16 protein-coding genes are annotated in these 18,200 nt (G+C 41.7%); 1 reads left to right on the top strand and 15 read right to left on the bottom strand.

The window, feature by feature from the left end; translation table 11 throughout:
• Position 1: 1 nt before the first annotated feature.
• From EHQ58_RS02680 to trpB, 6 genes are all read right to left on the bottom strand, one after another.
• Complete coding sequence (locus EHQ58_RS02680) at positions 2–493, bottom strand: tetratricopeptide repeat protein (protein WP_135621803.1); 492 nt, start codon at positions 491–493, stop codon at positions 2–4.
• 62 nt (positions 494–555) lie between these two features.
• Positions 556–2,439 carry a 1-deoxy-D-xylulose-5-phosphate synthase gene (gene dxs, locus EHQ58_RS02685; protein WP_135621804.1) on the bottom strand — a complete coding sequence of 628 codons (1,884 nt, stop codon included), beginning with the start codon at positions 2,437–2,439 and terminating at the stop codon, positions 556–558.
• Positions 2,440–2,446: 7 nt separating this feature from the next.
• On the bottom strand, positions 2,447–4,774 hold the full coding sequence (locus tag EHQ58_RS02690) for an adenylate/guanylate cyclase domain-containing protein (RefSeq protein WP_135621805.1): 2,328 nt from the start codon (positions 4,772–4,774) through the stop codon (positions 2,447–2,449).
• 41 nt (positions 4,775–4,815) lie between these two features.
• On the bottom strand, positions 4,816–5,589 hold the full coding sequence (locus tag EHQ58_RS02695; RefSeq protein ID WP_135621806.1) for an Lp29 family lipoprotein: 774 nt from the start codon (positions 5,587–5,589) through the stop codon (positions 4,816–4,818).
• A 43-nt stretch (positions 5,590–5,632) separates the two neighbouring features.
• Complete coding sequence (gene trpA, locus EHQ58_RS02700) at positions 5,633–6,433, bottom strand: tryptophan synthase subunit alpha (RefSeq protein ID WP_135621807.1); 801 nt, start codon at positions 6,431–6,433, stop codon at positions 5,633–5,635.
• Positions 6,426–7,619 (bottom strand): tryptophan synthase subunit beta, encoded by a 1,194-nt coding sequence (trpB, locus tag EHQ58_RS02705; protein ID WP_135621808.1) that lies wholly within the window; start codon positions 7,617–7,619, stop codon positions 6,426–6,428. The genes trpA and trpB overlap by 8 nt, the downstream gene beginning before the upstream one ends.
• Before the next feature lie 98 nt (positions 7,620–7,717).
• Between trpB and EHQ58_RS18875 the strand changes: the two genes are divergently transcribed.
• Positions 7,718–9,124 (top strand): adenylate/guanylate cyclase domain-containing protein, encoded by a 1,407-nt coding sequence (locus tag EHQ58_RS18875; RefSeq protein WP_135621809.1) that lies wholly within the window; start codon positions 7,718–7,720, stop codon positions 9,122–9,124.
• On the opposite strand, the gene EHQ58_RS02715 is transcribed toward EHQ58_RS18875, so the two are convergent.
• Genes EHQ58_RS02715 through rpsB form a run of 9 tightly spaced genes read right to left on the bottom strand, consistent with a single transcriptional unit; the run spans position 9,121 to position 18,200 of the window.
• Positions 9,121–10,878 (bottom strand): proline--tRNA ligase, encoded by a 1,758-nt coding sequence (locus tag EHQ58_RS02715; RefSeq protein ID WP_135621810.1) that lies wholly within the window; start codon positions 10,876–10,878, stop codon positions 9,121–9,123. The genes EHQ58_RS18875 and EHQ58_RS02715 overlap by 4 nt on opposite strands.
• Before the next feature lie 18 nt (positions 10,879–10,896).
• Positions 10,897–12,606 (bottom strand): site-2 protease family protein, encoded by a 1,710-nt coding sequence (locus EHQ58_RS02720; protein WP_167883512.1) that lies wholly within the window; start codon positions 12,604–12,606, stop codon positions 10,897–10,899.
• Entirely contained in the window at positions 12,603–13,760 is a 1,158-nt protein-coding gene (gene dxr / locus EHQ58_RS02725) for a 1-deoxy-D-xylulose-5-phosphate reductoisomerase (protein ID WP_135621811.1), read from the bottom strand. The genes EHQ58_RS02720 and dxr overlap by 4 nt, the downstream gene beginning before the upstream one ends.
• A gap of 17 nt (positions 13,761–13,777) precedes the next feature.
• Positions 13,778–14,689: a phosphatidate cytidylyltransferase gene (locus EHQ58_RS02730; RefSeq protein WP_135621812.1), complete on the bottom strand. Its 912-nt coding sequence runs from the start codon at positions 14,687–14,689 to the stop codon at positions 13,778–13,780.
• Positions 14,686–15,399 (bottom strand): isoprenyl transferase, encoded by a 714-nt coding sequence (locus tag EHQ58_RS02735; RefSeq protein ID WP_135621813.1) that lies wholly within the window; start codon positions 15,397–15,399, stop codon positions 14,686–14,688. The genes EHQ58_RS02730 and EHQ58_RS02735 overlap by 4 nt, the downstream gene beginning before the upstream one ends.
• Before the next feature lie 13 nt (positions 15,400–15,412).
• On the bottom strand, positions 15,413–15,964 hold the full coding sequence (gene frr, locus EHQ58_RS02740; RefSeq protein ID WP_135621814.1) for a ribosome recycling factor: 552 nt from the start codon (positions 15,962–15,964) through the stop codon (positions 15,413–15,415).
• Positions 15,954–16,700 carry a UMP kinase gene (gene pyrH / locus EHQ58_RS02745; protein WP_135621815.1) on the bottom strand — a complete coding sequence of 249 codons (747 nt, stop codon included), beginning with the start codon at positions 16,698–16,700 and terminating at the stop codon, positions 15,954–15,956. Before pyrH ends, frr begins: the two co-directional genes overlap by 11 nt.
• Positions 16,690–17,286 carry a translation elongation factor Ts gene (gene tsf, locus EHQ58_RS02750; RefSeq protein ID WP_135621816.1) on the bottom strand — a complete coding sequence of 199 codons (597 nt, stop codon included), beginning with the start codon at positions 17,284–17,286 and terminating at the stop codon, positions 16,690–16,692. Before tsf ends, pyrH begins: the two co-directional genes overlap by 11 nt.
• Positions 17,286–18,200, bottom strand: a complete 915-nt coding sequence (gene rpsB, locus EHQ58_RS02755; RefSeq protein ID WP_135621817.1) for a 30S ribosomal protein S2 — start codon at positions 18,198–18,200, stop codon at positions 17,286–17,288. The genes tsf and rpsB overlap by 1 nt, the downstream gene beginning before the upstream one ends.

The raw sequence follows: 18,200 nt of genomic DNA on the forward strand, positions 1-18,200 counted from the left end.
ATCAATTCGAGTTCGTTGAGGAATTGGAATCGGCTTGGATGTCTTCCCACATTTTCCAGGCTTCGGGAAAATCTTTTTTGATTTCCATAGCCTTGTGAAGGTATTGTAAGGATCTTTCAGGACGATTCCACAATTTATAAAGTGTGGCCAAATTGAAATAGGAAATGTGGGGGGCGTCATTGATCTCACAACGTACAGATTTTTTTAGCCAATAGACAGCTTCTTTATCCTTTCCCATTCTAAGTAGTACGACTCCGATTTCATTGCAGGGATTTCCATAATCATGATTGATCGAGACAGCTTTGTAGTATGAAGTCAGAGCCTCATCCCACTTTCCGGCAGAGTTTTGAATCAGGCCTAAATAAAAATAACCTTCTTCGTTTTCCTCTCTTTCGAGTAGAGCACGAATGTGAAACTCAGCACGATCCATATCGCCTGTCTTAAAAAATTGTTTTGCTAAATCTAATCCGGAAATAAATGAGTTTGAAGACAAAGAGATCCTCGTTGTTTTTCTTTCATTTTCGGATGTCTGAAAAATCTCAGTTAAACTTATTTTTAAAAATTTTGTTTTATCGTTTTGGCGATCGAATTCGCATCTAAGTGGTAATGCTCTAGTATCTGGTTTCTCTCTCCATGGTGGATGGGTTCTGGGGGGAGAGCGAAGGTTTTGATCAGCTTTGATAAGTAAATCGGGTTAATTTCATTTAGGAGATACCCGGAACCGCCTGCATGGATATAGCTTTCGTCCAAGATGGCAAATTTTTTAACACCAGCTAACAAAGACTCAATAGTGGCTTTATCGAAGGGACGAAGCCAAAAAAGATCGACTAAGGTCACCTTAACTCCGTCCTTTTCTAGAAGGGAGGACACTTCCTTTGCGATCGGAAACATAAATCCAATGGAAAGAAGGAGTAGATCTTCTCCTTTGGAAAGAACACGGGTGCTACCTTTTGTGATCGGATTTGGGGTTTCGAATTTCAATTCTCTGAGGTCGCCATTCTCTTTAGGAAAACGAATGGCAATCGGTGCGTCTGTATAATTTTCCATGAAATGGAGTGAGTCTATAATGTCTTGGGCAGAACTTGGAACTATGATATCCATGTTTGGTAAGCCAGCCAAATATCCTAAATCCGATAGACCTTGGTGCGTCTCCCCATCTGGGCCCACAATGCCTGCCCGATCGATAACAAATCTTACGGGCAAATTCATAAGGGAAACATCCTCCACAAGCTGGTCCATACCTCGTGTTAAAAAAGTAGAGTAAATGCACATAAAAGGAATGGTTCCGCCATTGGTCATGGCTCCAGCGAAAGCAACTGAGTGTTGTTCTGCGATGCCCACATCAAATGTATTTTTTGGAAATTTTTCCTGGTAATCTCTTAGCCCACTTCCTTCGATCATAGCTGGCGTAATCACAGCGATCGTCGGATTTTTTTCGGTCATATCAATTAGAGTTTTGCCAACAATTTTTGATAGGCCTATTTTATTAGAATCTGCCGTTGCCATCTTTCCATCTTGTTTGTTAAACGGAGTGACGCCATGGTATTTAATGGGATCAGCTTCTGCTGGTTTATATCCCTTTCCTTTTTGCGTCAAAACATGAAGGAGCACCGGTCCTTTGATCTTACTCACATTGCGTAACATCTGTACTACGCGAATGACATCATGACCGTCAATGGGACCAAAATAGGTAAATCCGAGGTCTTCAAAAAGTCCACCAGGCCTCAGCATAAAATGTTTCATAGACGATTCCATGTTTTGAGCAACGCTTTGAAGAGCAGGGCCTACAAGAGGAATCCATTTCAAAAAATTGTAAAAAAGCGTTTTCCACTTATTATATATTTGAGAAGAGATAATATTGTTTAAGTAATTTGATATTGATCCAACGTTTTTGGAAATCGACATATAATTGTCGTTAAGGATAACAAGCATGTCAGGTTTTACATGACCTCCATGATTCATGGCTTCCAATGCCATTCCTGTCGCAATGGAGGCATCACCAATCACTGCTACGACTTTATAATCATTGTTTACAAGATCTCGGGCACATGCTTCTCCGAGTGCTTGCGAAATCGATGTTCCCGCATGCCCAGTGTTATATAAATCATAAGGCGATTCTTCTCGTTTCGGAAATCCCGAGAGCCCTCCCCATTTTCTGACACTCGTCAATTGGTCTTTTCTGCCTGTAAGGATTTTATGTGGATAGGTCTGGTGGCCCACATCCCAAATCAGACGGTCTACAGGTGTGTTTAAAATGTAATGAAGGGCTACTGTAAGCTCAATGACCCCAAGGTTACTGGCAAAATGACCGCCAACACCGGCAAGAGTGTCAATGATGAACTCCCGAAGGTCCTTACAGACCTCTGGAAGTTGTGATGTTTCAAATTTACGTAAATCTGCGGGAGTTTGGATCCTATCTAGAAAGGGGTATAAAGACATGCTTTTATCATGAATTCAACCTTTGCAAAGGTCTCTTCATTTTTTCCATATCTTCTGGGTTCTTGATTCCCATCAATTCGTAAATCCTGACAGGCAAGGTTTTTCCTTTTACTCGGACTAAATCGAGCTCTCTTGCGATGACTCTGTCCTTTACTTTCTCGTAAGTGTGCTCAGAGATGATGACATTGGTACCATACATCTTATTGGAGCCTTCCAAACGCGAACCTAGGTTGATTGTGTCCCCCATACAAGTATATTCCATTCGGTGGGAGGAGCCCATGTTTCCAACAACGGCTGGTCCCGAGTTCAAACCAATCCCAATATCAATGACAGGAACGTTTCTCTCTACCCATCGTTGTTGGAGGATCTTCAAGTAATCAAGCTGAGCAAGTGCAGCTACACAAGCATAATAGGCATGGTCCTCCAAGGGAACAGGAGCGCCCCAAAACGCCATGATGGCATCTCCCATATATTTATCGATAGTGCCCTTATACTCGATGACAAGGTCGGTCATTGCGGAGAGGTATTCATTTAACAGCTTCACGAGCTCTTCTGGACCTAATGCTTCTGATATCGTCGTAAATCCACGGATGTCCGAGAAGAAGATCGTGATTTCTTTCTTGGAACCACCTAGCGCTAAGTTGTCGGGGTGTTTTAAAAGCTCATCTACTACGTCAGCAGAAACGAATTTTGAGAATGTCTGCCGAATGTATTTAACGTTTTCTTCTTCTGTTAAAATCCTAAAACCGATGATTGCAATGAAGACGACAATCTGTTCGATGGTAACCGAAGGTAAAACGGTAATTAGGTTGAACTGCTGAAAAATGTAAAGAGTCGCTATACCATAGGCGATGAGCTGCGTGACCATGATCACAAAGCCCCAATGCGTTTTTACCCTTGGTTGTAAAAAACCAATCATTAAAGCCAAGACAAGGTAAATAGCAAAAATGGACCAGTTCGGAAGGCTCGACATGAAATCTTGGTTTAAAATGGTGTTTATGGCGTGCGCGTGGTGTTCGATTCCAGACATATCACCAAACGGAGATAAGTGGGAGTCTTTGGAAGCTCCTCTACCTGTCGCATAATACATAGCCACGAGAAAGATTTGGTTATTGATTTGATTAGATTCTAGTAGTTCAGGATTCCAATCATTTGTGACTTCGAAGATTTCATTTTGTTTAAAAGAATACCTGCCGCCCACAAAATTGACTTCCATCTGACCTTCTAAGTCGATCGGGATGATGATTTCTCTTTTCTCATTTGGAGAAGCCATAACATCATGTTCTTCCATTTTTAAAGTCTTACGATTGAACTCACGAACGATCTTTTTTGGAATGTTTGAAAGTTTAACATACTTACCCATATTAACTTCCACATCTCTCTGGATATCAATACCATAATATTGGCACACGATGAGTAAGTCGATGGATGGAAAATATTCAGTCTCCCGATCTCTACCAGAATTTAATACCTTAACAACAAGGGGCATTTTTCGATTTAGACCAGATTCATCTTTTTTAACATTCGCAAAACCGAGACCTGATGACAATTCACCGATTTGTTCAATCGGCGGTTGTGGGAATTTGACCCAAGAAATACCCACGTCGCCCTCATCGATGACATTTTTGATTTTAAACTTTCGAAGGATTTCAATGCGCTTCTCTAAATTGAGAACGGCTTCCTTTGACTCGGCACTCGTTTCCATAGGGTAGTCAAAGAGAACATTTCTGTTTCCTTTCAAGGCTTCAGCCATCTCTTCCGACTGACCAGGCTTATAGTCTACAAAGAAAATATCGAACATGAGAATGTTATTAGAATTTTTAAATGTATTGATGATATTAGCGTAATACTTCCAAGGAAGGGGCCAAGTTCCTTGCAATTTCTCCAAGGACTCTGTCGTGATACCTATGATATTGATATCCTTTCTCGCCTTTGCTGGAGGTTGGTAGGAGATGTATTCGATCCGACCTGTTTCGCCTTCTTTTTCTGATTTTGTCGTAGTGCCTCTTAGAAACTGGAAGCGAGTCGCGATCGAATTTTCTTCGAGATCCTTTAGCGGTTGGAAGGTATTTACCAAGGTATACATGAACATGGCGATCACATACGAAAGCCACAAGGCACCTACCTTCTGTTTGTCGCTAGCTGTCTTTTCTATGATCTTATAAACGAAGTAGGAACTCGCGAGCAAAACGAACATTCCGGCTATAAGGAAGATAAACTCGTATTCCCAACCTGTCGCGAAAACAGAGGTGGTGATCGCCGCGGTTCCGCAAATCGCGAAAAGAAGGGTAATATAATCTAAGATCGAGAGGGATTTAGACTCTTTGTTGGCCATAGTGTAACCACACTCTGGATAATTTTAAAGAGACTCAAACGTTATTTTTTTATTGGAGGCAGGGTGCTTGGGAAAAATTCCACAAAGTCATCGATGTCTTTTCGAAACAGACTGCGACGGAAGGCATCTGGAATTTCTTTATCAAATCGGCCCTCTTCTTTTCGCCCCCACCACGCGCTGAAAACAGTATATTTATGGGCATACTCTTTTTTCGCAAGGAGGTTCATACGTGAGTCATAGATAAAAAACTGACTTTCTACGTCCCTTGTCTCCCAAACGGGAATGGTTCCAAAGGTGAGAACAGAGAATGGCAGGGAAAGCAGGAAGCGAAAGGAATTGCCGTAATTTTTTTCATCATTTTCTGGCCCATGGACTGCTAGAATATAATAGTCTACATCTCGTTTTTTAAGAGCATAACTTTCGGAACCGGGCTCACCCAGCCACTGGATGAGCTTTCTCAATTCACTGAGGCCGTAGAATCCCACATAAGACTTGTAAGTTTCGACTAGCTGTTTTAGCTGATCGGATGACACTTTAGGATCAATTCCTTTGACTGGGAAGTCTTCTAAGCGCTTCGCATTGGCAATGTAAATACTAGTAGGATTTTTAGTATCAAGATCTGTTACGAGCGTGATCGAATGGCTACCTGCATAAATTGTTTGGTATTTAAATGGATAAAAACCGACAAGGGCGATCCTATCTCCGTTCAGGAGAGTTTTTGGTTCCTCCTTAATCTCCCGAACTACATGATAACGATAACACGCATTCATGAACAAAATCAGACAAATTAAAAGAAAGCGAGAAACCTGAGTCATATTCACTTTCGATTTGATCTCAAACGAAACATAGAGAGCTCCATTAAGGGAAACTATTTCGAATGGATGACGAGTAAGTTTCTAGGGCTTTTTGACAGGCAGCGATATTTGTTCCATTCTCTTCTATGATTCTCTGAATGGCTGAACCAATAATTATGCCGTCTGCATAATGTGCTATTTGCGCAGCCTGATCGGGAGTGGAGATACCAAAGCCAGCACAAATCGGTAGTTGCAATGCCGCTTTTAAAGATTTAATACGTTCTTCCAAATCGACCGAGAATTCTCGTCTTTCTCCTGTTACTCCAAAGGAAGTCACATAATAGATAAAGCCCGAAGATGTTTTTCTCAAGGCACCAATTCTTTTTTTCGTAGTAGCGGGAGTGATCAAATGAATTAAATCCATATCTCGCTTCGAAAGTTCTTTAAATAATGTTTCACTCTCTTCCGTATCAAAAGGTAGATCAGGAATCACTAGTCCGACAATGCCAGAATCTTTTGCTCTATCAAGAAATGTCTGAATGCCACAATGATAAATAGGATTGAAATAAGTTAAATACACTAAAGGCTTTTCGGGGCGGTGGAGATGGATTGCTTTCGTTGTTTCAAAAATTTGATCGAATGAAAAAGGGTTTTTTAAGGCACGTGCAACAGCTCTTTGGATCACCGGCCCATCAGCAACTGGATCGGAAAATGGGATACCGAGTTCAAGAATATCAGCTCCGTTGTCCAAAATCGCCTTTCCATAAGCTACTGAGGCTTCATAGGTTGGATCGCCTAGCGTAAAGAAGGGGACAAAAACGGTTTTAGATGTTCTTGTTTGAAAATAATCTTTGATTTTACTCATGTTTTTCTCCGCCGAGCAGCCTCAAGACTTCGACAACATCCTTATCGCCACGTCCAGAAAGACAAATGATGATATCTTTCTTCTTTCCAAGTTGTTTAGCAACATCTTTAGCTACGTAAAATGCATGCGCTGTTTCAAGAGCAGGTATAATTCCTTCAATCCGACTGATTTCCAAAAAGGAAGCTATCGCCTGTTCATCGGTAACCATTCGGTAATCTACTCGTTTTGATTTTGCAAGAAATGCATGTTCCGGACCAACGCCCGGATAATCTAAACCAGCGGAAACAGAATGAGCTGGCACTATTTGTCCAAAATCATCTTGAATGATAAGGGTTTTCGTTCCATGTAAAAATCCGGTTTTACCATAGGTAATGGTAGCGGAATGCTCACCAGGCTTTGAACCGAGACCACCTGCTTCAGCACCATAAAGTAGGACTTTTTTTTCATCAATAAAGTCGTGGAACATTCCGATCGCATTGGATCCCCCACCCACGCAGGCAATGACCGCATCCGGTAATTTCTTAGCTTCTTTCCTGAATTGTTTTTTTGATTCGCGACCAATGATCGCTTGAAAATCACGAACAATGGTTGGGAAGGGATGTGGTCCTATGGCAGAACCTACAATATAATGAGTAGTGGAAACATTTAGAGCCCAATCACGCATCGCTTCGCTTGTGGCTTCTTTAAGAGTTGCCTCACCCGAAGTGACAGGTAAAATTTTTGCACCTAACATTTCAATTTTTTTGGCGTTTAGGTTCTGGCGCTTAACATCGACAGCTCCCATATAAATAATCGTTTCGAAACCAAACATGGCTCCTACAGTGGCAGTCGCCAAACCATGCTGACCTGCTCCCGTCTCAGCAATGATTCTTTTTTTACCCATATGTCTTGCGACAAGCGCTTGCCCGATCGCATTATTGATCTTATGCGCTCCAGTATGGTTCAAATCTTCTCTTTTTAGCCAAACTCTTGCACCCCCCCATTCTTTGGTGAGCCGCTCAGCATATGTGAGAGGTGACGGCCTTCCAACATAATTTTTCAAATAATATGAGAGTTCTTTTTTGAATTTTTTATTATTCTTTAATTTGTTATACGTGGCTTCCAATTCTTCCAGTGCTTCTGTTAGAATTTCTGGAGCATACCGTCCGCCAAATTCGCCAAAGTATCCAGGTGCGTTTTTTCCCATATTTCCTATTAAATCTAGGGCTTTTAATTCGGAAACTGCTTCTTGCCGAAGAAATTTATAAATATGTAGTAATTTTGCCGATAATATACCCGAAGTCCATGGATTTGAAACATGAAAACATCATATGGCAGTACGGTCGCAGAGAAGGAGATCTCCTTCCTGGCGTTCTTTTAAAAGAGGACGGTAGGTATTATATTAAATCAGCCTATTACGCCCAAGTCAATGAGCAACTCTCAAGACTCTCTATGCTTATGGATGTGTCTAGATCCATCATGGCGGAAATAGACCTCGACTCGCTTTTGCAGCTCATCATGCAAAAAGTTACGATTGTGATGAATGCAGATCGCTCTTCTCTATTTCTTGTGGACCATGAAAAACAGCAGCTTTGGACAAGGGTGGCTCAAGGAGCCTCTGAGATAAGATTACCATTCGGTGAGGGAATTGCTGGCGATGTGGCCAGGACTGGAATCACGGCTAACATTCCAGATGCCTACGAGGACAAAAGGTTCAACAAGGACTTTGATATCAAAACCGGATATCGAACTAAATCTATTCTCTGTATGGGAATTCGAAATCAGCATGGAAAAATTATCGGAACAATCCAAGTTCTCAACAAAAAAGATAATACTGCATTTTCAGAAACGGATGAATCCATGTTATCCGCCTTTTGTGCATTAGCTGGAATTTCCTTAGAGAATGCCAGGGCTTATGAAGAGTTGCAAATCGAAAGAAACTCCCTAGAGGTTCGTGTGCAAGAGAGAACAAAGGAGCTTGCAACCGAAAAAAAGAAAGCTGATGAATTATTGTTAAACATCCTTCCCGTTGATATTGCAGAAGAGTTGAAAGTAAAGGGTGAAGCAGAGCCCAGAGCTTATGAGCGGGTAACAGTCATGTTCACTGATTTCAAAGGTTTTACACAAGTTGCAGAAAAGATGTCCGCGGAAAATCTGGTCTCCGATTTAGATAAATGCTTTTATTATTTTGATGAAGTGATGGATAGATTTAAGGTTGAGAAAATTAAAACCATTGGTGATTCATATATGTGCGCGGGAGGACTCCCGAAACCCAATAGAACAAATCCCGTCGAAGTAGTTCTCGCGGCAATGGAAATACGTAATTTCATGGATCAGTTGAAAGAAATCAAACGGAATATGGAGCAACCCTACTGGGAGCTAAGAATTGGCATCCATACAGGTCCGATCATAGCTGGTGTTGTCGGTAAACGAAAGTTTGCTTATGATATCTGGGGTGATACTGTAAATACGGCTAGTAGAATGGAGTCTTCAGGTACACCGGGAGAGATAAACATATCCGAAGCGACATACCAATATGTTAAGGAATTTTTCCAATGCCAGCATCGAGGGAAAGTCGCCGCCAAAAATAAAGGAGATATCGATATGTATTTCGTGGAACGAATCATCCCAGAACTCTCCCACGACAAAGAAGGCCAAGTTCCTAATCAGGCCTTTCTTGAAAAACTAAGCCAAATAGAACATCTAGTTTAATTTAAAGCAACAAGCGACTCTGAAATCGATTGTTTTAATTCTGTACGTATTTTATCAATTTCCTGAGTCAAATCAGATAGCGCGTTATATACGATGGTCTTCTCTTCCATAGTTTTTCGATTTAGAATCGTGATTTCCTTTTTCTCTAAAAATCCCTTTCCCATTGTTAGCCGAATGGGAAAACCGATGAGTTCGGAATCTTTAAATTTAAATCCAGGTCCCAGGTCCCTGTCATCCCATAGAATGTCATACTTAGCTTCTTTTAATCCTTCGTAAACTTCTGCTATGCGGGCATTGTCTTCTACAGACTTGGCAATACTCACGAGACAAATTTCAAACGGAGCAATGGAGATTGGCCAGAAAATACCCTTCTCGTCATTGCACTGCTCAATCACAGTAGCCATGCAACGATTCACACCGATCCCATAACATCCCATCGTTGTCAGTGTTGCCTTACCTTTATCATTTAACACGGAAACATCAAAAGCTTTCGAATATTTTTGGCCTAGTTTGAATATATGACCGACTTCAATACCCTTCTCTGCCTGGAGGGGAGAACTACAATTAGGGCATAAATCTCCTTCTCGCGCCTGCGCTAAGTCGATAGACTGTACTTTTGCCGCGAGGAAGTATTTAGAAAGCTTCACACCTTTTTTGTGTTTGTCGAACTCGTTTGCACCGGCGACGTAACCTGCGTCCCAATTGACTAAAGCATCAACAAGAACAAGGAGCTCGTTATTTTCTTTGAATCCTGGGCCGATAAAGCCAGCCGTAAGTTCAAATTTCGTAAGTTCCGTTTGTCCCATGGGGCGAAGTTCATTCGCACCTAGGAAATTTTTTAATTTGTTTTCGTTCAGCTCGCGATCCCCCGTTAGGAAGATAAGAACATACTTTCCATCATAAGACATGGCAACTGCCTTAAGCGTAGTCGACTCGGGAACCGAGAGAAAGCTCGCCACTTCTTGGATCGTTTTTTTACCAGGTGTCTCAATAATTTCTTCTATGTCGCCAGCAAGAGCTGGCAGGATGCTGGCTGCAATTACGGGAGTCTTTTCTATATTTCCAGAATAGCCGCAACTACCACAAATTGTTAATGTCTCCTCTCCGATAGGGGAAACGACCATGAATTCTTCGGAGGCAGAACCTCCCATATTTCCCGAATCTGCTTGCACAGGAATCGTCGAAAGGCCTAATCTTGCAAAAATCCTTCGATACGTTAGGCGCATCTTTTGATAAGTCTTATCTAGAGATTCCTCATCAAGATGAAAGGAATATGCATCCTTCATTGTAAATTCTCTAGAACGGATTACACCAAAACGAGGTCGGATTTCATCACGAAACTTTGTATGGATTTGGTAGACATTGATCGGAAGGTCTTTATAAGATCGAACCATTGGTTTCACTAGAGTGCAAAAGGATTCTTCATGAGTCGGACCCAAACAGTTTTCCACATCATGCCTGTCCCTTAACCGAAACATCTCCTTGCCCATCTTATCCCATCTACCTGATTCTTTCCATATCTCGGCGGGAGTGAGTATAGGAAGCTGAAATTCCAAAGCACCGGCATCATCCATTTCTTCCCGAACAATCGATTCAATTTTCTTTAAAATTCGAAGCCCAAGCGGTAGATAACTATAAAGACCTGCTGCAGATTTTCTAACAAGACCTGCACGTAACATTAATTTGTGGGAGGCGACAACCGCATCTTGTGGGTCATCCTTTGTAGTGGGAATTAAATAGGAACTTGCTTTCATAATAAAACCTAAATCAAATTAAAAGATTCGCATCACATCATTGAAGGATACATAAAGTCCAAGACCAATCAAAAAGAAAAAACCTAATCGAAAAATAACTTCGATAGCCTTTCTCGGAAGTGGCCTTCCCGTAACCGCCTCATAGGTATAGAGGACAATATGTCCACCATCTGCCATGGGGATGGGAAGTAGATTCATTACCATAAGTGCGAGAGAGATTTTCGCCACGAAATCGACGTAAGTTGCCCAACCATATTCTAAGCTGAGTCCAGCAATTTGAACGATACCAACGGGTCCTGATAAGTTTTCTTTGGGACTCATAAGACCAGAAAACAACAGTTTAATTCCAGTAAGAGTTGTGGTAACGTTATCATAAACTTTTTTGGATGCTGATGCAAAAGCACCGCCGATACTCGTTTCTCGTTCTTGTTTGTCGGCCGTAAATTTCATTGATGGACGAAATCCTAGTAAACCTATGGGTTTCAATTTCAAATCAGCTGAATACTTCATATTCCCGATCCAGATCGTCTTGTTTTCTCCGCTTACTCTTCCGAGATAAGTAATGAAATCTTCTTTCTTTTGGAAAGATGTCTCCTCAATTTTCAGATTGCTTAGGCGGTTCTCAATCTCGGGATCATAACTATCCAAACGAAAATAGGGTACATTCAATTCGCTAAATTTTGGATGTTTTAGATTGTAAAATTCAAAAACATGAGCTCCAAGAACAGGTATATTAACGGTTGTTAATTCTGTAGCCCAGGGCGTGAACAAAGGATAAGATTTGCGATCCACAAGCACGGGAATCGTTTCATTCTGGTGTTTCCCGAGTTCTGCTTGGAGTTCAGGTATTGTATGAACATCAACTCCTCCAACTTTCAGAATCATATCCCCGTCTCGTAAGTAACTGAGCGCGCGCTTGCGGAGGGCTTGTTCCCTTTCTTGTTTCTCTCGGATTTTTAAAACTTCCTCAGGAATTTCTTTTTTTCTTTCTTCAATTTTTTCCTGAAAGAACTGAGTCGATTTATCATCCTTGTCTAGAACTTGAGCGATGCCGTGACCTAACTGTTCGGCGTATGTAAAAGTCGCAATGACTCTTCTCTCTCCAAATGGTTCCACTCCGATGGTTGGTCTACCTCCAGCAGAATACACATTTGGGATGATTTCCAGAGACTTCTCTTTGCCATCTCTTTCGAAACCGATTTGAACAGGATCGCCAGTTGTTAGGCTAATGTTAGTAAAGATCTCTTCAAAATTTTCGGTTCGCTTTCCATTAACAGAAATGATACGATCACCAGATCTAAGACCTGCTTGGTAAGCGGGGGAATTAACTTGGTTTGCAGCATCGATAAAAATTTTATTGGATGCTGGGCTATCTCCGGATAGATCCAAAAAAAAGAGGAGCACAAAACCCAGTACTAAATTTGCAAATGGTCCACCGAGAACGGGGATCATACGTTTTAATGGAGGAGTTCCAAGAAGTTCGCCCGGTCTACCACGAAGCTTTTTGCCATAGTCGTCGCCTTTAAAAAGTACATAACCCCCGATTGGTATGGCCGTGATTTGGTAGATTGTTTTTCCAATTCGTTTTTTCCAAATACCCTTTCCATATCCAAGAGAAAATATTCGAGCTTCGACACCAACAAGCTTTCCGCAAAGAAGATGCCCAAGTTCATGAATGAAGATGGAAACAGCCAACATAAATACGGCGCCTAAAATTAATATAATCATACGACCACTTCCTTAGCAAACTTCTGTTTTACGAAGGCCCTTGCCTCTCTGTCCTTTTCTAAAAAACCTTCCCAATCTGTAGGTGAGGTAATTTCTATTCGATTTAAACTTTCTTCGATGATTTTCGGAATTTGAATAAAGGGAATTCTTTCCTCTAAAAATAACGCCACGGCGATTTCATTAGCTGCATTGAATATAGCAGGTGCGCATCCGCCTGTTTTTCCAGCTTGAAATGCGAGCGCGAGTGCTGGATAACGAAGTGGGTCAGGATTTCTAAAATGCAGATTCTTCCAGGTAAATGGCTTTCTTTCCGCTAGCAATTTGGGAGTTTTTTTCGGATAATACAGTGCATGCGCTACAGGAAAGATCATATCTGGATGGCTTGTATATTGCAAACAAGCCCCATCTAACGTCTCTATAATGCCATGCGTCAATGATTCAGGGTGAATCACTACCTCTATCTCATCATAAGAAAATCCAAACAAAAAATGTGCTTCGATCACTTCTAGGCCTTTGTTCACAAGACCCGCCGAGTCGACAGTGATCTTAGGTCCCATGGACCAAGTAGGATGATTTAAAGCTTGTTTGATGGAGACATGAGGGAGTTCTTCAAGGGGAAGATCGCGAAAGCTCCCTCCCGATGCCGTTAAGGTAATGGCCCTGACATTGGTTCTCTCTTCTTTTTCCAATAATTGGTAAAGAGCATTGTGTTCGGAATCTACCGGAACCATAGTGACTGCATATTCGGAAACGAGTTTGTTGATCAACGGGCCGAAGGTAACAAGCGTTTCCTTATTGGCAATGGCGATTTTTTTGCGCGCTTTGATCGCAGTTATCGTAGGTTTGGCACCTATTGCTCCTACGATGGCAGTGACAACAGTATCCACTTGGCCCAAGGTTATAATTTCATCTAACCCCTGTTCTCCATAAACGATGCGCGTGGAGTCAAATTGATCTCCAAGGGATCCTCGAAACTGTTCTGCAGTAATACAAACAAGCGCGGGCCTAAACTCAACGATGAGGGATTTGGCGAGCTCGAGATTGGAGTGAACACTGAAGGAAACGAGTCTAAAATCTTCCTGAAATTGGCGAAGGACTTTTAGGGTCGATTGTCCTACGGAACCAGAAATGCCAAGAACACAGACCCCATTCATTATAACTTAGACTGATCTTAAACTGGAAAACCCAGCATTCCTTTGAATTGAAAATAATAGTACATGGCAGGCACTGTAAAAAGCAGTGCATCCGCTAAATCTAAAAGTCCACCGTGACCCGGAATCAAAGCCGAAGAATCTTTGATCTTAGCATCGCGCTTCATCGCAGATTCGGCAAGATCTCCCATTACGGAAAGAATGGAAAAGAAAAATCCCAGTAAAATAGATTCGAGCATGGTCACAGGAACTTTGATGCCAGAAAATTTTTCCCATAAAACGTTCAACAAGAGAACTGCAAGAACGGCTGTAATGTTACCAACAATATAACCTTCCCATGTTTTTTTAGGAGAGATTTTAAGTCCTGCAGAATGTTTTCCAAACCAACGCCCGCCAAAGTAGGCGCCAGCATCGCTAATGAAAGTGATCGTAGAAACGAGGAAGATATAATAAGCACCAAAAGGAAAAGCAAGAAGAAGTAAAAAATGACCCAGAGGTATGGCAAGGTAAACGGCTCCAAGAATGGTTGCGGCCACGGAGAAAAGAGCCCCGTCGAGCGGTCTTCTAAAGATCTGAAGCACCCAGAGCGTCACTGACATAACAAAAATAAGAAACGCCACTGGATGAAATCCCTCGCGAAGTTGTTTAGAAATTTCATAGGCCCACTGTGGCGGTGAAACATTAAATTGGATGCCTAAAAACTGGAGATAGTATACGGTAAAAATGAGAGCAGAAAAAATAAAACCAGTCATAAAAAAAGGTTTCGAGTCTTCTCGTCTACAAAATGCATATAACTCGCGTAATCCGAAAAAGATGACTAGCATACCGAAGGTATAAAATTCAAGATAATAAAATCCTGAGTGAAAGATCATAAACACATATACGATAACAAGCACTACTGCCGAAAGAAGTCTGGATATTGTTTCACTCATGTCAGTCCACCAAATTTACGTTTTCTAGAATCAAAAAATACCAAAGCTTCTTCCAATGCCTCGCGCCCAAAATCTGGCCAGAGAGTGTTCGTGAAAAAAAACTCAGCATAGGCAATCTGCCACAAAAGAAAATTAGATACCCTTTGTTCTCCTGCGGTTCGTATCAATAAGTCTACGGGAGGAAGGGGGTGTGTATACAAATATTTTTCAAATTCCTTAGGAGAGATCGTTTTGTCTAAAGGCGATTGATTGGTTTTTCGTGCATTTTGCAAACGAGTAAAGGCACTGAGAATCTCCTCTTGACCCCCATAGTTCAAACAAAAATTGGCAGTAATCTTTTTGTTTTTTTTTGTCACATCCATCGCAGAGTCTATCTTTTGAAGCACCGTCTTTGATAGTTTTGATCTGTTCCCTGAATGATGGATGCGGATTCCTTTGGCATGAATCTTGTCGAGACGGGTGTCTATAAATTCGATGAGAAGATTAAATATGGCATTGATCTCGGTGATGGGACGTTTCCAGTTTTCGGTGGAAAAAGCATATAGAGAAATATTTTTGATTTTGTATTCGAGGGCAACATCTAACAGGCGATCAATAGCATCTGCCCCTGCCCTATGACCCTCAGTTCTCTTTTTACCTTTGGCTTCTGCCCACCGGCCATTGCCGTCCATAATGACTGCAATGTGAGATGGGATCGTTTTAAACTTCATCGGTATAAAAAGATTAGAGAGTTGTGATCTCTTTTTCTTTTTCTTTTTCTAAGTCTGTGATTTTACTAATATAAGAATCTGTGATTTTTTGAATCTTATCTTGTTGGGCCTTCAGATCGTCCTGAGACATTTCTGCTTGGTGTTTTTTGAGATCATCATTGGCATCGCGACGTATATTACGAATCGCAACTTTTTTCTCTTCCCCTTTTTGTTTCACTACTTTGGCAAGCTCTTTTCGTCTTTCGCCTGTTAGTTCAGGGATATTGATGCGAATGTTTGATCCATCATTATTTGGCGTTAAACCAAGTCCTGCACCAAAAATTGCCTTTTCTATGTCTTTCAGCATGCCTTTCTCAAAAGGTGTGATGAGGATCATTCTCGGTTCTGGAATCGCAATCTTTCCCATTTGATTGAGCGGCGTCAAAGTACCATAATAATCCACTCGTACATCTTCTACCATCATAGGATTGGCTTTACCAGTACGAATGATTGAAAAATCTTTTTTCAAAGCCTCCACGGTTTTATCCATTTTGCTTTGCATTGCTTTTATAATTTCATCTACCATCTTCGATCACATCCTCAGAATTTGAAATAAGTGTTCCGATATTTTCGCCCGCGATCAGGCCTTTTAAATTTCCAGATTTGAATATATCAAATACAATGATGGGCATGTTATTGTCCATACAAAGACTGAGTGCAGTCGAATCCATAACCTTTAACCGACGTTTGATGGACTCCATAAACGATACTTGTTTATAACGTTTGGCGGCAGGGTCTTTTTTCGGATCCGCTGTATAGACACCATCCACTTTGGTTGCCTTTAAGATCACTTCGCAACCAACTTCCACCGCACGAAGGGAAGCAGTGGTATCTGTAGTAAAGTATGGATTGCCCGTTCCGCCTGCAAAAATGATGACTCGATTTTTTTCTAAATGCCTAACAGCTCGCCTACGAATGTATGGCTCTGCAACTGATTTCATCTCTATGGCTGATAATACGCGGGTATACATTCCTTGCTTTTCGCATGCGTCTTGCAAGGCGAGAGCGTTCATAATGGTCCCAAGCATTCCCATATAATCTGCGGTCGCACGGTCCATGCCCGATTTCGCCAGCGTTTCGCCACGGATCATATTGCCACCACCTACGACGAGGGCAATTTGAAGGCCCATGTCATAGACTTCTTTGATTTGCCCTGCGAGGGAAAACGTTTTGTTGGTATCAATACCAAGCTCTCCCTCTCCGGCAAGTGCTTCGCCAGAGAGTTTGATCAGAATCCGTTTGTATTTCGGATTACTGCCCACCTACTTGGTACCTCGCAAAACGGCGAATGGTAATGTTTTCGCCAAATTTCGCAATTCCTTCTTTCAGGATGTCATCGATGGTTTTTGTATTGTCTCGGATTGATTTTTGGTGGAGCAAACAAATCTCTTCGAAGTATTTTTTCATTTTTCCAGGAAGGATCTTCTCGATTTGGTCAGGCTTTTTGCCTTCCTTCTCGAGAAGTGCTTTTTGAATGCTCATCTCATTGTCAATTTCTGCCTGAGGGATGCTCTCTTCACTGACGTAAAGAGGGCTCATCGCTGTGATTTGGAGAGCAATCTCTTTTCCGATCGCTTCGAAATCAGCATTATTGGCAACGAAATCGGTTTCGCAGTTTAGCTCAAGGATGACTCCTGTTTTGCCATTTCCGTGGATGTAAGAAATCACTTTGCCTTCACCCGTCTCACGACCTGCGCGTTTTGCCGCTTTTGCTAGACCTTTTTCACGAAGGTAGGTTACCGATTTTTCAATATCGCCACCATTTTCTTCGAGAGCTTTTTTGCAATCCATCATGCCCGCGCCTGTTCGTTCGCGGAGATCTTTGATTAGTTCAGAACTAACAGCCATTACTCAGCACCTTCTGCTTTCTTTTCTGTTTCCACTACCACAACTTTTTCTTCCGCTGGAACAACGATCACATCTTTAGCCGCTTCTGGATCTACTGGGATGTCTTTGGCAACTGGAGGGAGTTCATCGTCCATAATGAATTTACCGGACTCATCGTACTCACCTTGGTATTCAAGTGCAAGTTGTTCTGCGTCCATATCTTCACTGAAATTGGTTTGAATCACTTCACCACCTGTTCCTTCTAAAACGGCATTTGCCATAGTATCAAGGAAAAGAGAAATAGCGCGGATCGCATCATCGTTACCAGGAATCGGATAGTCAATCGGCTCTGGATCACAGTTTGTGTCGATCACGGCAAAAACTTTTAATCCAAGTTTTTTGGCTTCGCTCACTGCAATTTCTTCCTTTTTCGGATCGATCACAAATAGAATTTCAGGAACGCCTGCCATATCTTTAATCCCGCCGAGTGTTTGGCGGAGTTTTTCTAACTCACGTTTGAGTGATAATGCTTCTTTTTTAGTTCGTGCTTCTTGTTCGAAAGAGTTGTTCTCTTCCATTTGCTCAAGTCTTTTCAAACGAGCAATGGACTTCTTAACTGTATTCCAGTTTGTAAGCAGACCACCTAACCAACGGTTAGAAACATAATACATGCTACATGCTTGTGCTGCTCTTTCGATGGCGCCGCGTGCTTGTTTTTTGGTTCCAACAAATAGAACTTTTTTACCTTGGCCTGTGAGCTTTTTTAGAGCATCATAAGCTTCTTTGGTTTTTTGGACTGTTTTTTGTAAGTCGATGATGTGGATACCGTTACGAGCAGTATAAACATACGGGCTCATTTTTGGATTCCAACGACGTGTTTGGTGACCGAAGTGTACGCCTGCTTCAAGCAAGCTCTTCATGGAAATTACGGACAT

The organism is Leptospira ognonensis (assembly GCF_004770745.1).
Classification (GTDB): Bacteria; Spirochaetota; Leptospiria; order Leptospirales; family Leptospiraceae; genus Leptospira_A; species Leptospira_A ognonensis.